Source organism: Sulfurovum sp. (genome assembly GCA_026990595.1).
Classification (GTDB): domain Bacteria; phylum Campylobacterota; class Campylobacteria; order Campylobacterales; family Sulfurovaceae; genus Sulfurovum.
In genome coordinates this window covers 1-13,826 of the sequence record JALXCZ010000041.1, presented here as the reverse complement: position 1 = coordinate 13,826, position 13,826 = coordinate 1, and the positions used below count along the sequence as shown (strand labels likewise).

17 protein-coding genes are annotated in these 13,826 nt (G+C 39.2%); 4 read left to right on the top strand and 13 right to left on the bottom strand.

Features of this window, described 5'->3' with window-relative positions; translation table 11 throughout:
* Positions 1 to 366, top strand: a 366-nt coding sequence (locus MVE01_RS08155) for a glycosyltransferase family protein (RefSeq protein WP_472561691.1), incomplete at its 5' end; no start/stop codon positions are given.
* A gap of 170 nt (positions 367 to 536) precedes the next feature.
* Here MVE01_RS08155 and MVE01_RS08150 read toward each other — a convergent pair.
* The 4 genes from MVE01_RS08150 to MVE01_RS08135 all read right to left on the bottom strand — a co-directional run bounded on the left by MVE01_RS08150 (position 537) and on the right by MVE01_RS08135 (position 3,849).
* A complete protein-coding gene (locus MVE01_RS08150) occupies positions 537 to 980 on the bottom strand; it encodes a hypothetical protein (protein WP_472561690.1) in 444 nt (147 codons plus the stop codon).
* 24 nt (positions 981 to 1,004) lie between these two features.
* Entirely contained in the window at positions 1,005 to 1,838 is an 834-nt protein-coding gene (locus tag MVE01_RS08145) for an HAD-IIB family hydrolase (protein WP_472561689.1), read from the bottom strand.
* A gap of 6 nt (positions 1,839 to 1,844) precedes the next feature.
* A complete protein-coding gene (locus tag MVE01_RS08140) occupies positions 1,845 to 2,597 on the bottom strand; it encodes a hypothetical protein (RefSeq protein WP_472561688.1) in 753 nt (250 codons plus the stop codon).
* 61 nt (positions 2,598 to 2,658) lie between these two features.
* The gene (locus MVE01_RS08135; protein ID WP_472561687.1) at positions 2,659 to 3,849 is read right to left on the bottom strand and encodes an NnrS family protein; all 1,191 of its coding nucleotides are present in this window, start codon (positions 3,847 to 3,849) and stop codon (positions 2,659 to 2,661) included.
* 159 nt (positions 3,850 to 4,008) lie between these two features.
* Here MVE01_RS08135 and MVE01_RS08130 point away from each other — a divergent pair, with 159 nt between their 5' ends.
* The gene (locus MVE01_RS08130) at positions 4,009 to 4,185 is read left to right on the top strand and encodes a hypothetical protein (protein ID WP_472561686.1); all 177 of its coding nucleotides are present in this window, start codon (positions 4,009 to 4,011) and stop codon (positions 4,183 to 4,185) included.
* 12 nt (positions 4,186 to 4,197) lie between these two features.
* On the opposite strand, the gene MVE01_RS08125 is transcribed toward MVE01_RS08130, so the two are convergent.
* From MVE01_RS08125 to mobB, 3 genes are read right to left on the bottom strand one after another with little or no spacing between them, the layout of a single operon-like run.
* On the bottom strand, positions 4,198 to 4,395 hold the full coding sequence (locus tag MVE01_RS08125) for a hypothetical protein (protein ID WP_472561685.1): 198 nt from the start codon (positions 4,393 to 4,395) through the stop codon (positions 4,198 to 4,200).
* Positions 4,395 to 5,246 (bottom strand): class 1 fructose-bisphosphatase, encoded by an 852-nt coding sequence (locus MVE01_RS08120; protein ID WP_472561684.1) that lies wholly within the window; start codon positions 5,244 to 5,246, stop codon positions 4,395 to 4,397. Before MVE01_RS08120 ends, MVE01_RS08125 begins: the two co-directional genes overlap by 1 nt.
* A 15-nt stretch (positions 5,247 to 5,261) precedes the next feature.
* Positions 5,262 to 5,759 (bottom strand): molybdopterin-guanine dinucleotide biosynthesis protein B, encoded by a 498-nt coding sequence (mobB, locus tag MVE01_RS08115; protein ID WP_472561683.1) that lies wholly within the window; start codon positions 5,757 to 5,759, stop codon positions 5,262 to 5,264.
* A gap of 88 nt (positions 5,760 to 5,847) precedes the next feature.
* Here mobB and MVE01_RS08110 point away from each other — a divergent pair, with 88 nt between their 5' ends.
* Positions 5,848 to 6,366 carry a hypothetical protein gene (locus MVE01_RS08110; RefSeq protein WP_472561682.1) on the top strand — a complete coding sequence of 173 codons (519 nt, stop codon included), beginning with the start codon at positions 5,848 to 5,850 and terminating at the stop codon, positions 6,364 to 6,366.
* A gap of 9 nt (positions 6,367 to 6,375) precedes the next feature.
* Here the strand turns inward: MVE01_RS08110 and MVE01_RS08105 are convergent, their stop codons facing one another.
* The 4 genes from MVE01_RS08105 to MVE01_RS08090 form a co-directional block, all read right to left on the bottom strand.
* Positions 6,376 to 7,659 carry a lytic transglycosylase domain-containing protein gene (locus tag MVE01_RS08105; RefSeq protein WP_472561681.1) on the bottom strand — a complete coding sequence of 428 codons (1,284 nt, stop codon included), beginning with the start codon at positions 7,657 to 7,659 and terminating at the stop codon, positions 6,376 to 6,378.
* A 7-nt stretch (positions 7,660 to 7,666) separates the two neighbouring features.
* Positions 7,667 to 7,942 (bottom strand): YggT family protein, encoded by a 276-nt coding sequence (locus tag MVE01_RS08100; RefSeq protein WP_472561680.1) that lies wholly within the window; start codon positions 7,940 to 7,942, stop codon positions 7,667 to 7,669.
* A complete protein-coding gene (gene gltX, locus MVE01_RS08095) occupies positions 7,939 to 9,183 on the bottom strand; it encodes a glutamate--tRNA ligase (protein WP_472561679.1) in 1,245 nt (414 codons plus the stop codon). The genes MVE01_RS08100 and gltX overlap by 4 nt, the downstream gene beginning before the upstream one ends.
* 166 nt (positions 9,184 to 9,349) lie before the next feature.
* Positions 9,350 to 9,940: a winged helix-turn-helix domain-containing protein gene (locus MVE01_RS08090; protein ID WP_472561678.1), complete on the bottom strand. Its 591-nt coding sequence runs from the start codon at positions 9,938 to 9,940 to the stop codon at positions 9,350 to 9,352.
* Positions 9,941 to 10,108: 168 nt separating this feature from the next.
* Between MVE01_RS08090 and MVE01_RS08085 the strand changes: the two genes are divergently transcribed.
* The gene (locus MVE01_RS08085) at positions 10,109 to 10,642 is read left to right on the top strand and encodes an REP-associated tyrosine transposase (RefSeq protein ID WP_472561677.1); all 534 of its coding nucleotides are present in this window, start codon (positions 10,109 to 10,111) and stop codon (positions 10,640 to 10,642) included.
* Between the two features lie 72 nt (positions 10,643 to 10,714).
* Here the strand turns inward: MVE01_RS08085 and MVE01_RS08080 are convergent, their stop codons facing one another.
* Both MVE01_RS08080 and MVE01_RS08075 read right to left on the bottom strand, forming a co-directional pair.
* Positions 10,715 to 12,967: a glutamine--tRNA ligase/YqeY domain fusion protein gene (locus MVE01_RS08080; protein ID WP_472561676.1), complete on the bottom strand. Its 2,253-nt coding sequence runs from the start codon at positions 12,965 to 12,967 to the stop codon at positions 10,715 to 10,717.
* Between the two features lie 98 nt (positions 12,968 to 13,065).
* Positions 13,066 to 13,803, bottom strand: a complete 738-nt coding sequence (locus tag MVE01_RS08075) for an exonuclease domain-containing protein (protein WP_472561675.1) — start codon at positions 13,801 to 13,803, stop codon at positions 13,066 to 13,068.
* Positions 13,804 to 13,826 lie beyond the last annotated feature (23 nt).

Below are 13,826 nucleotides of genomic sequence, written 5' to 3'. Positions count from 1 at the left end.
ACTTTTCTTGTGGTCAATGGGGATGTCTTTACCGACTACGACTTCCAAGACAACAGGCACTTAGCAGACGGTATTTTAGCACATCTTATCCTCGTACCCAATCCAGAGCATAACCCTGAGGGTGATTTTGCCTTAGACGGTAACCTCGTGGTGGACAACAAGGAATATACTTTCAGTGGCATCGGCTACTACTCTCCAAAACTCTTTGAGGGGCTGCCTTATGGCAAATCTGCCTTGGCACCATTGCTTAGAACTGCTATGAAAGAGGGGAAAGTGACAGGTGAACTCTATGAGGGAGAATGGTTGGACATTGGTACACCTGAGAGGTTAGAGAGATTGAATGTGGAGTTGATGAATCGGTATTGATATATGAATTCACTCTCGTTCCCATCGCTCCAGCGTGGGAATGCATGTCGGTATTTGTATAATTTATGAGTTTATTTTATTGTTTTTATTGAAGTATGCGTTACCACCGAGGACGGATGGGAACGAGGCAAAGAAGATCCTCATAATGACGTAAGTCTGCTGATCTACTTTTACTCTTTTTTTCTGATGACTGTTAAAAATGAAATAATAAAAGTTGTCACACAAAATAGAATAAAAGGAAGCCAAAGTATTTGATACTTAATAATCAATCCATATATAAATATTATGCCTAATCCAGTTTTGATAATTGTTATATACTTTTCAAGTACATCTATTATGAAATATGCAATATTCTTGAGTTTACTGTGCATTAATAAGCCAGACAGGATAGATCCTATTACACCAGATAGAACGAAAGAGATTATGAATAAAGTGTATGTTTTTAAAACGGTCGAAAAAATATTAAAATCTTTAAATTCATTTTTTGTATCTATTATTTGATCAAAAAACAATAAGGCTAATATTACTAGTATATAGGCTAATAAACTTTTTATATGATCAGATATGTTGCATGAGATTTTAATAGTTTGTATAAATATTTCTTTGTTTTTCAAGATAAATCCTTATTTTCAAGAGTTTCATACTATCAAGTATATCGAACTTTCCAAATACCTAGCAACCCCATCCTCATCATTACTATGAGGCAACACTACATCTGCCACAGCCTTCACTTCGTCTAAGGCATTGGCTACAGCTACAGAGGTACCTGCAAGTTTAAACATGCCTATGTCATTGACAGAGTCACCAAACACGGTGACTTCTGATGTCTCTCTGCCTATATGGTCTGCTACTTTTTGCAAGGCGTGGGCTTTGTCGCCTTCTGGGTGGAGGATGGTTAGAAACCAGCCGTCTGAGTATTTTTCAGGAGAGAGTTTGTACTCCAGTTCTGAGCCAAAAGTCTTTTTCATGTGTGCTGTGAGAGGCTCAAGGGTTTGACGGTCTGCAAAGTAGACGATCTTGAGGTTCATCTCCATAGCTTTGATATTTTTGCACTCTACCATACGCGGGTCATTGCGGTAGTTTTCCAGCACACCGTGCTGATGGGTATTGAGAGTGGTGGGAAAAAGGAAAGCTTCATTCAAGTCCATATCTTTGAGAGCTATGACAAAAGGGTAAATGTCAAACTTTGCACCTTCGGCAATGATGGCATCTCCAAGTTCTTTATTTACCGTTTTAATATCTATGAGTGTTTTGTCCGGAGCAACGATCATACTGCCGTCAAGCAGGATCATGGGAGCATCCAGATGGAGCTTCTCTAAAAAATTATGGGATTTTTGAAAACTTCTTGCGGTAGCTACAGAAAGAATGGCATTTTTGGCTTTTTCATTCCAAACATTGACAGAAAAATCACTCAGACTCTGGTCTGTACGCAAAAAGGTATGGTCAAGATCGGTGATGTAGATAGGCTTCATATATTGCTATCTCTGATGTTTACTCACATCATAGCGGCTTGCCATAGAGAGAAAGAACTCTTTGAGTGCGTATGCCATGGCACCAAAAACAGCTTTGGATTCATGATCTATTGCGGGGGTTTGAACGATCTTGAGCAATGCTTCAAGTTCATCCTGTGTAAAATCTTTGGTAAGATAGATCGTCTCTGTTTTTCCTTGTTCTGACATCATCTTGATGTAGGAGTCTCTGCTTTTTTTCATGATCTCATCATTTATTTTATTGCCTCCTATGCTGTTTTGCATCAAAGGTTTTATAAGGTTGTCAAAAAGAATGGTAACCGACTCTTTTTTATAGAGTGCATTTGCTATTTTCTCTGCCAATTCTATGCGTACGGATGCCTCCGGGTTTTTCTGAAGCTCTTTGACATAATTAGCCGCAACTTTTGGATCAAAATCAGGATCATTTTGTGCAGAGACAAACTGTAAAAGAAGTATACTTTTGTATTGTTTCAGGATCTCATTCATCTCATCTTCACTGATGTTTTTTTGCAGATATTCTCTAAAACGGATGGAAAGAAGCTGCATATCATAATTCTCAGATGTTTCAGAGGTATTGCTTTCGAGTCTGTTCAGGTTGTTTTGCATTTTGGAGAACTGACCTTCAAGTGCTATAAGCTGTTCTTCCGAATTGGAAACAGAGATATACTGTTCCACCTGTTCAGAGGTAGCAGAGAAAAGGAGGTTCGAAAGCAGTACAACAATAAAGAGTGGTTTGTTCATGATAATAGTCCTTCAAATAAACTGTGTCATTATATCAGACGTTTATTAACTAAGATTAACGCTATTCTCCCAATTTTTTACCAAAGATAAGTAGTTTGAAAAAACGTATAGCCCAGAGGATAAACATCAGTAACCATACGGTGACAGATATATCAAAAAGTACCAAAAAGTTGTATCCAAGTGCTGCCATCATTGAGGTAAAGAGTCTTATGATGACTACCACCTGTGTCCAGTTAAAAAGTATCTTTTCCCACAATCCTGCCTGCATCATATTTCCTGAGTGTCCTATGGTGACACGTGTACCAAAGCCTATGAGTATGGTAAAGACAAAACCAAGCATGAGTATATGAATGTCCAAAAATAGAAAATCCGTACCGTTTATCAACGTAATGAAATTACTCATAGCTCCAAAGAGAAAGGCTACAGGTATCCAGTAAAGTGCCAAATGCAGGATCCAAAGCATGGGATTAGGATTGGGAAAAGGCAGTTGCCATCTGAAGAGTTCTTTTGCAATGATGTATGCCAGAATAAGATCTACAATAAAAGAACTGTTGGTCACAATACCCTCCAAGAGAATATGAAGCCCAAGAAGCAAAAAGACATTTCTTAACAGTGTGTCATTTCTCTCCACCATGCAGTGCGAGAAAAAAGGTACCATACGCTGTGCAACGGAGAAAGCGAGTAAAAAAAGGTAAAGATAGACAGATACTTCCATCGAAAAACCAATGAAAGATTCAACAAAAAGTTCTCCGATAATAAAAAGAAAATGTGCGACCAGACCAAATACCATTGCCAGAAGTATCCAGAAAATATCATGTTTGTCTTCCATAGGTGAAAGCATATATCTATTTTTGAGTATCAGTATTCCCAGAAGATGTCCTGCAAGGAGAATAAGCATGCCCGATACTGATAATATGGGGCTTACTATACTTCCAAGTATAAAAAGAACAGATCCTATATAGTAGAAAGAAAAGATACGCATATAGCTCTTTTTTTCTATGACAGGTGTAGAAGAAAATCTTGGAAAAGTGGTAAATAAAAAGGCAAAGAATGCTGGAGTGAACATGAGGTACGCTAGTCCATACGCATGAAAGTCTGAAGGAGGTATTGCAAGGTTGATTTTGCCGTTGTATGCCAGCAGGAATATGAACATGATCACCACAGCATTGATAAATGCCAGAACAAAAAAAGGTTGATGGGGTTGGGAAAAGAAGTAACTGTTTTCTGCGTCTTCACTAAATTTCATATGCATAATGTTATTGCCTTTTTCTCTTGAACCTTCTAAATAATATAGATATGCAGAGGGTTTAATTATTTTAATGAGATTATAGCATAGCAAAAAAAATTCCAAGCAGGTAATAAAGAGGTAATGGTTAAATGTTAAAGTGGTCTAAAATGATAAAGGATTACCATGACAGCGACAATCAGTAATCATAATTTAAAAGGCAATGTGCACATAAGCAATTATAAAAAGGCTTTGTTGGATGTTTTTGATAAGAAAAAAGTCTGGAATTATTTAGATGAGCAAAGACAAATACGCAAGGATAAAAAGAAACAAACTTTTTTTGGTGAAGTTATTTACCATTAAATAGTGGGTGGTTTAAAACTCAAATCCTCCGCCTTTACCTTTGCTCATACTGTCGTAAACAGCTTTAATGTAAGTGTCTCTTAATGTACAGTTGAGCAACTTTTCACACTTCATACAACTTTTAACATGATGTTCTTTCTGACATATTTCAAGTTCTGCTTTCTTCTGTTTAAGTGCGATTTGCCACTCGTCAAGTACTTCTTCTGACATTACTTATTCACTCCATAAGCCTCTTTTAACGCATTGATCTCATAGTTGGAACCGAAGAAACAAGGACTCGTATCATGTGGATGTGACGGTATAAGTTCAAGAAGTCTCATCCCTTTATCGTTAACTGCCTGTCCGCCTGCCTGTTCATATATAAAGGCAAAAGGGATCACTTCAAAAAGTTGTCTGAGTTTTCCGTGAGGTACATCAGAGGTTCCCGGGTAAGAGAAAATACCTCCGCCTTTAAGAAGGATCTGATGCAGGTCAGGCACCATTCCGCCTGAATACCTTAAACGATACCCTTCAGCAAAAAGATCATCTACAAATGTTTTATGATAGTCACACCAGTACTGCTGTGTACCTCCGGGTGCATTGAGTTTTCCTTTTTCATTCAGGCTCACTTCGCTGATGAAATTAAAAAGTCCCTCCTGTGCTCTGTAATGCATAGGCTTACTCTCTTTTGTGGCGATCATAAGCTCAATACGCGGACCATAGACCACATAGGCTGAGGCTATAAGATTCTCCCCCTTGAGTTCACCTTCATAAATACCGAAGATAGACCCCACTGAAAGGTTGACATCTGCAAGAGATGAACCATCCAGAGGATCATAACAGACCGTATATTTTCCCTCAGAATGCAGTTGAAGTACACCTTCTTTCTCTTCACTGACCAATGCTTTGACAATAGAGACATCTTTAAAAGCCTCTTCTATGATGTAGTCACTCTTTACATCAAGTTTGAGTTGCTCTTCTCCCGAAGAATTTGAACTGTCACTGTACCCCAGGTCTTCAGTCTTAATGGCATGGTCGATCTTAATGGCAACATCTTTAATGGTTTCAAATATGGTTTGCATAGATTTCCTTCTTACTTATATGTTCTTGGCATGGTTCATGATCCACTCAATGATCGCGGCAGTATCATTTAGATCAAGTATATCAATATGTTCAGGTATGGCATACTGTGTCCGGTTTATCGTCTCGTCTATAGCAATGGCTTCACTGCATGAAAAATAACTCTCATCTATCTTGTTTCTAAAAATAGCGATACGTGGCAGAGGGAGTGTTTTAAGACCTTCTACAAGTAAAATATCAAAATCATTGATCATGGCTACTATCTCATCCAAGCTCTTCTCTCTTTGTGAAAAGTAAGTAGTTCGAGTAGGGGAAGTTACAACAACTTCAGCACCTGTTTTGGTGAATTTGTCACTGTCTTTTCCCTCTACATCAAATATGGCTTTGTCTTTGGGGTCATTTTTGATAATAGCTACTTTTTGTCTCTCTATCATTACTTTGGCCACTTTCTCAACAAGCGTGGTTTTTCCACTGCCTGAAGGACCTGTGAATGCTACGGCAACTCTTTTGTTCACGTTTAACCTTTTTGTATATGTAGAAGAGATTATACATCAATTTTTATTGAAACTATGTTAAAATCATTTCAACTTATAAGGAGTGCTGATGAATAAGATATGGGTATCTGTCACTGTCGCAGCACTTCTTACTGCCTGTACTTCCAAAGAAGAAAAAGTGCTTATGCAGACTTATGAGAAAGAGAGATCCTATCATAAAAAATTGCAAAAAACAGAAAAGACCCAGCTTTATGAAGGACAGCTCACCAAAGCAATGCTTACAGCAACCTATCTTAACGGACAATCCATTAAAAAGAACGACAAGCATGATGAATCATTCATTATCGGTGTATATATTGAGGAGAGTGAAGCCCCTTCTTTTAGTGAGGCGGGGTACACTTTACTGCTGAATGGGCATCCTCCAAAAAGTATTAAACCGTTGAAGGAAGATGATGCTCTTTTAAAAGACATCTCATTTGTCTCTGAATGGAGTAAATTTTATAAAGTCACTTTTCCCCATATTTCAGGGAAAAGTCTTACATTGGTCTTTAAAAGTGAACTTTATGGAAAAGGTGAACTGCACTTTGCCAAAGTGGCAAAGTATGTTTTACATAAAAAAGCCTATTAATCAAAGGGTTTAATTTCTAAAACGATCAGTTTTGGACGGATCGGTCAGCATATTTATGTAAGGAAGCAGACGTGTGGGTTTTCCCAGTTTATTAAGGTAGACCACATAGTTGGTCAGTACACGTTTCCCATACTCTCTTGCCTGGGCATTGGTCATCTTTTCCATACTCAAGTAAGGCTCAAATGCACCTTTTCGAAAATAGTTCTTTTGCCTTATGAGGCGTTTCGTAAAACCTATACCTGCATTATAGGCATAGGCTACAAAAAGAGGATGATAGAGATACCTGTTCAGGTAATCAAGATGAAAATCAGCATATTCTATGGCTTTTTTAGGATCAAACATATCATCAAGGTCAATATGTTCACCCTTTTGTTTTGCTACATGCTCAATGAGAAACGGCATAAACTGCATCATCCCCAGTGCAAAAGAGCGTGAAACGGAGGCGGGAACAAACCGACTCTCCTGCCTGGCAATGGCATAAAGCAGTGCTTGTCGTTTGATCGGGTATTTTTTCATAATATCTTTATAAGGCATAGGGAAATAGGATCTTTTGTAATTACATGCTTTGGCCTTGACATAACAGTACATCCCCACTGTTTCTTTAGACTTGCAGTCGTCTGCCAGGTCTTCGAGATCGGTAGAAGGATTAAATATCTTTGCTTTTATTTTTGCCCAGTGAATCGGGTTCTTTGCATCAATGTTGTAGAGTCTGTTTTTGCTGATAGACGGGGTAACAATGGTTTTTGGATATCTGCTTTTTGTAAAGTCAGCTGCCAAAAGGGTATACATATTAATATGATAACTCTTCTTTAATGTATCAAGATACTCTTTGTCCTTTGTGACCATATAGAGCCAAAAGAGGCATTTGTCTTTTTCCCATCTCTCTTCATATTTATTGTGTGCATCATAGAAAGCATCAGCTGCTTTTTGAAGTTGTTTTTGCTGGAGAAGCAAGATAGCGTTTCTAAAATATTTGTTTGCTTCAGAACGGCGTTTCCAATTAGTCACTTTCCCGCAGGAAACAGGAGAAGTTGATGGATTTGGGGCACTGAACCCTGTTCTTTTTTTATAGGCTACACGGAGTTTTTTATTGAGATGATCGACCTCTTTGATGATAGACCTTGCCTGAAATGCTGTGGTGGTCGATTGAGAAAGGAATCGCCAGATGTAATAGTCTTTTTCTACACTTTGGGGCATGTTGTGTACCTGCCAGTAGGTAAAGAATTTTGCATTGAGTATGGTTGTACCAAGCAGCAATACTAACACTGCTGCCCAAAAAGGTTTCAGGTTCATATTTCTCTTAACCTAAAAATGCACGCATCATGAACGTATCGAGGAATTGAAGCCCGAGAATAATGATAAGCGGAGAGAGATCGATCCCTGAAAAAACAAGAAACGGCAATTTTTGGCGTATAAAACGATAAGCAGGTTCTGTAAGTCTGTAAAGAATTTGAACAATAGGATTGCTCGGATCAGGTCTTACAAAACTGAGCAGTGCAGAGATGATCACGATCCAAATATAGATATTGATCACAGTGTGTAAAAGTTGTACGATCGAGTAGATGAGTGCATTCATGAAACTACCTCCAGTAGATAGGGTTTGATTAATGGATAGATATCGTTCAGTTCAGGTCCTTGTTCTGCCCCTGTAAGCAGCAGTCTAAGCGGTTTTAAAACGTTTTCTTCTTTGAGCCCACTCTCTTTTTCAAGGTAGGACTTGAAGTCATCAAAACGCTCTATCATGGGAGCATCTTTTATATGCTTTTGTATGCTCTTCATCTGCTCAGCCCATTCACCCTCAAGTACTTTGGGTGCAAAAACAGGATGGATTCTGGCAGCCAACTCATTAATGGTACTTGCGTCTTCCATGTAAAGTTTTGCAAGTTTCCCTACATCGGCATCTGCAAAGCCAAAGAGGGTTGAGAGCAGTTTGTCATCCATCTTCTTCAAGTGCTCCCGGTTAATGAAACGCAGCTTGTCTATATCAAATTTGATGGCAGACTTGGAAATGTTTTCCAGCTTGAACCATGCTATGGCTTCAGGCAGGGTAAATATCTCCTCGGGTGCGCTGGTGTTCCCGAGTAAGAGCAGGTAGTTGATGATAGCATCAGGAATGAAGCCTTGCTCAAACAAGCACCTGAGAGAACTTTCATTACCGGTGTTTAAAATTGTCGGCAGGTGTGCATAGTCTGTCTCTTCGGTATAACCCAGTTTTGTTTTGATATATAACTCTCTAGAAGCATGTTTAAGATGATCTTCTTTCTCTATCACTGTTGTAATTCCCGAGAGCATATCGTCACAAGCAGAAGCAAATACTTCAGTAGGTGTACCGTCTGCATGCAGAATGACAAAAGCATCTACTTCATCTGGTGATGTAACAATGTCACCTTTTATGAGGTCATGAATGACAATATCATGTTCGGTTTTTTTAATGCGTACCACAAAAGGTGTACCGCTCTCTTTAAGTTTGGCATGTTCAGACCTGTCTGCATTTTCACAACATCCAGAGTAGGGTGTTTGTTCTTCATTGCAGGTACAGACAAATGCTTTACCCTCTTCAAGAAGACGAATAGCAAGTGTCTGGTGCATATGGAGATGTTCACTCTGGTGAAACACACTGTCATGTTTGAGTGCAAATTTCTCTAAGATCTGCATGATCTCAGTATCTTTACCCTCTATCACATGCTCTTTGTCGGTATCATCAATACGCACAAGGAAAGGCTCATTGTGTTGTTGTGCAACAAGGTAGTTGACTATAGCAACACGTAACTCTTCTATGTGCATATCACCTATAGGTGAAGGGGCAAATCTTAGCATATTTCCTGACTCCAATGATCACACTTTTTTAATAGCGTTATTATAGGGTTTTTTACTGAAAGAGGCATAAAATAGAATGAAGGAGCTTTTTCTTGCTCCCATCGTCCCAGATGGGAGTATATATTACGTTATACATTCATGTAACCTTTTTATTGGTCATCAAGTATTAGTCTGCATTCCCATCGAGACGATGGGAACGAGGAAGATTTTGGTAATCTATATTCTGGTATGCATTCCCACCGAGGACGGATGGGAACGAGCTAAAATAGTAGGGATCAATTTCTTTTAACTTTTCCAATAATTCGCTTTTAACTTCGGTCTCAATTGTTGAAAAGCCTGAATCTATTAAGTCTTGAGGGGAAGCATTTTCTACATTGACAGTGTCAATTTCTAGTATGCTTTCTTTTTTACTTTTGACAGATTCTCTATGATTTCTAAAATCTTGGTCGTTCTGAAGGTCTTTTAATGACAAACTTCCCATTTTTAGAGCTTGATTTCCTTTGTCTGTAATTTGCACCATTCCTCTTTTAGGGTATGAAACAAACTTTGACATTTTAAGATAAGATTTACCCCAAAGAATTCTATCAATTAAGACATTGGCTCCAGAGCTTGTCTTTTGACTAAGCAACTCTTGCGGTAAATTAGAATAATAATTCTTAAAAACCTGATTTGCTAAGTCCCTACTACTTATAGATTCTATCGTATTTAGAGTTTCTAAAATTGGAATAAATGTTTCATGATATTTTGGCAGTTCCATATGCTGGCGTCCTTCTATTACGATATTTTTCCTCGTTCCCATCCGTCCCCGGTGGGAATGCATACGAGAATCTAAAAAACATGACAATATGTCATATTTTTACACTCTCTAGTTTTTCTAAACTATAATACAAGAAAAAGACAGGGTGCCCCTTGAGGGTATAAAACTATGGGAAGAAGCAGATACAAAATTTATGAACCAACACATCCGCATTTTGTTACGTGTACTGTACTAAATTGGCTTCCTATCTTTACACGCAAAGAGAGTGTAGAAATACTCCTGGATAGTCTCAAACATCTACAAAAAGAAGAAAATCTAAAGCTCTATGCCTATGTGATATTGGAAAATCATATACACCTTATAGTACAAAGTGATGATATAGCTAAAAGCATGAGACACTTTAAATCTTTTACTGCCAAAGCACTGCTCAAACTTTTACAACAGGAAAATGCCCAGACACTACTCAAACAGTTTCAGTTTTATAAAAAGGCACATAAACAAGACAAAACCTATCAGTTATGGCAGGAGGGGTATCAGCCTAAGCTTATACAAACAGACGAAATGATGCTAAGTAAAATAGACTACATACATAAAAATCCTGTCAAGCGTGGATATGTAGATGAGGCTAGTCATTGGCGATACAGCTCTGCTAGGGATTATGAAGGAGTATCAGGGTTGATTGAGGTTGAGAGATTTTGGTAATCTATATTCTGGTATGCATTCCCACCGGGGACGGATGGGAACGAGCTGAAAATAATATCAAAATCTACACTATTATTTCAACTTCTTGGCTACAAGTTCATTGACCACTTTTGGGTTCGCTTTGCCTCCGGTAGCTTTTAATGCTTGCCCGACAAAGAAACCTAAAAGTTTGGTGTTGCCAGCTTTGAATTTAGCAACATTATCCGGGTTTTTTGCAATGATCTCATCAATGATAGGTGCAATGACTGAAGTGTCACTGATCTGGATCAGTCCTTTGGCTTCCACGATTTGTGTCGGCTCTTCTCCACTCTTGGCCATCTCTTCAAATACCTGTTTTGCAATTTTGCTTGAGATCGTCTCATTATCAAGCATCTTGACAAGCTTGGCTACTTGTTTTGCAGTGAATTTAAGTGTCTCACCCTCATTTTCCTTGAGCTCTCTGGCAACTTCATTTGCCACAATGTTTGCTAATGCTACAGGAGAGTTAAGCATAGAGAGGGCATCTTCATAAAAGGAAGAGAGTCTCTTATCGCGTGCTAATGTGTTGGCAACTTCGCTGTTGAGTTTCAGTTCAGCAGTATACTTGTCAAACAGTGCCTGCTCACTTTCACTCATGGGTGCGACTTCCCCATCTATTTGCTCTTTTTTAGCCTGAGGTTTATGCTCACTCTTCGGTGCCTTTTTCTTCTTCTTCCCCCAAGAGTCTTTAAGTCCGACAATTTTATTGAACACAGGAGTTTCATCACTGTAATCAATTGGATCAGCATAAAAATACCCCTGTCTTTCAAATTGGAATCTCTCATCAGGTTTGTCCGTGATAACAGCAGGCTCAATAAGCGCATTTTTGATAATTTTCAAAGAATCCGGGTTTATATCTTCTACACTTTCAGGGACTTCATTTGTGAACAGTCTGTCATAAAGCCTTACCTCTACTGTTTTAGCCTCTTTGGCACTTACCCAGTGGATAGCACTTTTAACCTTGATACCGCTGGTATCTGAGCCGCTTTTAGACGCAGGGTGGTACACTGCTTTTATCTCTGTAATATTGCCATTGGCATCTTTGATCACCTCCTCGCAGGAGATGATATAGGCATGCTTCAACCTTACGGGCTGCTCTGGTGTAAGACGGAAGTAACCTTTTGGAGGGGTTTGGCTAAAGTCATCACGCTCAATATATATCTCACGAGAGAAAGGCAGTTTTCTGAACCCCTCTTTAGGCACATCATCGGGGTAATATGAAGCATCGAGTTCTTCTTTTTCATCATAATTCGTAATGGTTACTTTCAGTGGGTCAAGTACACACATCACGCGTGGTACTTTTGTGTTCAGATCATCTCTGATACAAAATTCAAGCTGTGAAACATCCACCATTGAGTTTGCTTTTGCTATCCCTATCTGATCACAAAAGGTTAAAATGGATTCTGGGGTATAACCTCTTCTTTTATATCCGGCGATCGTAGGCATACGTGGATCATCCCAACCGCTTACTTGTCCGCCTTCAACCAGTTCCAAAAGCTTTCTTTTGCTCATCACCGTGTAGTTGACAGCCAGTCGTGCAAATTCATACTGATAGGGACGCGGTGGATCAAGCTCCAGTGTATCCAAAACCCAGTCATAAATAGCACGGTTGTTCTCAAATTCGAGCGTGCAGAGTGAATGGGTAATACCTTCGATGTAGTCAGACAGGCAGTGGGCAAAGTCATACATCGGGTAGATGGACCATTCATTCCCTGTCCTGTGATGCTTGGCATGCCTGATACGATAGAGAAGCGGGTCACGCATCTGCATATTGGCTGCACTCATATCTATCCGTGCTCTAAGGACGTGTTCACCGTCTTTGAACTCACCATTTTTCATTCTTTCAAAAAGATCCAGGTTCTCTTCAACACTGCGCTCGGCGTACTTACTTCGTTTTCCTGCTTCTGTGACTGTTCCTCGATATTCTCTCATCTCCTCTTCATTGATACTGTCAACATATGCTTTACCCATTTTAATAAGTTCTACAGCGTAATCATAGAGCTTGGGAAAATAATCAGAAGTAAAACGTACACTGTCATCCCACTCAAATCCAAGCCACTTTACAGCATCTTTAAGCGCTTCAACATATTTTGTGTCTTCTGTAGTCGGGTTGGTATCATCCATTCTAAGGTTGCAACGTCCCTGATAGTCGCGTGCGATACCAAAGTTTATGGCGATAGACTTGGCATGTCCAATGTGTGGGAACCCGTTAGGCTCCGGAGGAAATCTTGTATGAACTTCTTGATACTTGCCTGATTTTAAATCCTCTTCTACTATAGTACGTAAAAAATCTTTGCTCTTGCTCATACTAATTAACCCTTTTGATTTTAAACTCTTAATAAGAGTTGTATTTTATCAGATTACTTCTTTATAACATGATAATGCTCTAAAATAAAGTCGCTTATTTATCCTAGATAATGATCCAAAGTAAACTGCATATCTTCATCCAGATCGAGGTTGTTTCGCATCCATTTAAGGTATCCCATATCTTCACTGGCAACCTCTTCAATGTCTCTGTCTTTGTATTTTCCGAATTTAAATGTTTTCATCATTACAGGTGTCTGGGTGAGCTCTGCCATTTTTTGCATAGGGTTGACTCCGGGGAAGTGCTCCTGGGTTAGAGCTACGAGTTTTGAAAGCAGAAGTTTCATGACCAGTACATCACCTATGGCATCGTGGGCTTTGATGGTAATACCGAGTTTTTTAGCTTCTGCCTCTTCCGTTTTGTAGAGTCCAAGGCTGTAGCGGAGGTATTGGAGTCTGTGGTAAGGAGAGTTCGGGAGCAGGTGTTTGGCACAGCGAACAGTGTCTATGAGTGTATAGTGGTTTGTAAATCCCTCTTTCTCCAGCATTCCAAGGTCGAAACTGATGTTATGGGCAATGAGATAGTTTTCCTTTTCATTCAATTCACTGATGACCTTCCATGCATTGGTCTTCTCAAACGGCTCACAATTCTCGATGATATCAGGTGTAATGTTGTGTACTTCCATCGCTTCTATACTGATGGGTACAGAGGTGGAGCAGAGTTCATCATAGACTTCTACCTCTTCTTTGCTGTGCACGATCATTGCCCCTATCTGTATAATGCGGTCAGCTTCCTGATTCCCTGTGGTCTCTGTATCGAAAAGTACGTATTTGGCCATCTTTTAAAATCCTCGTATTGGTG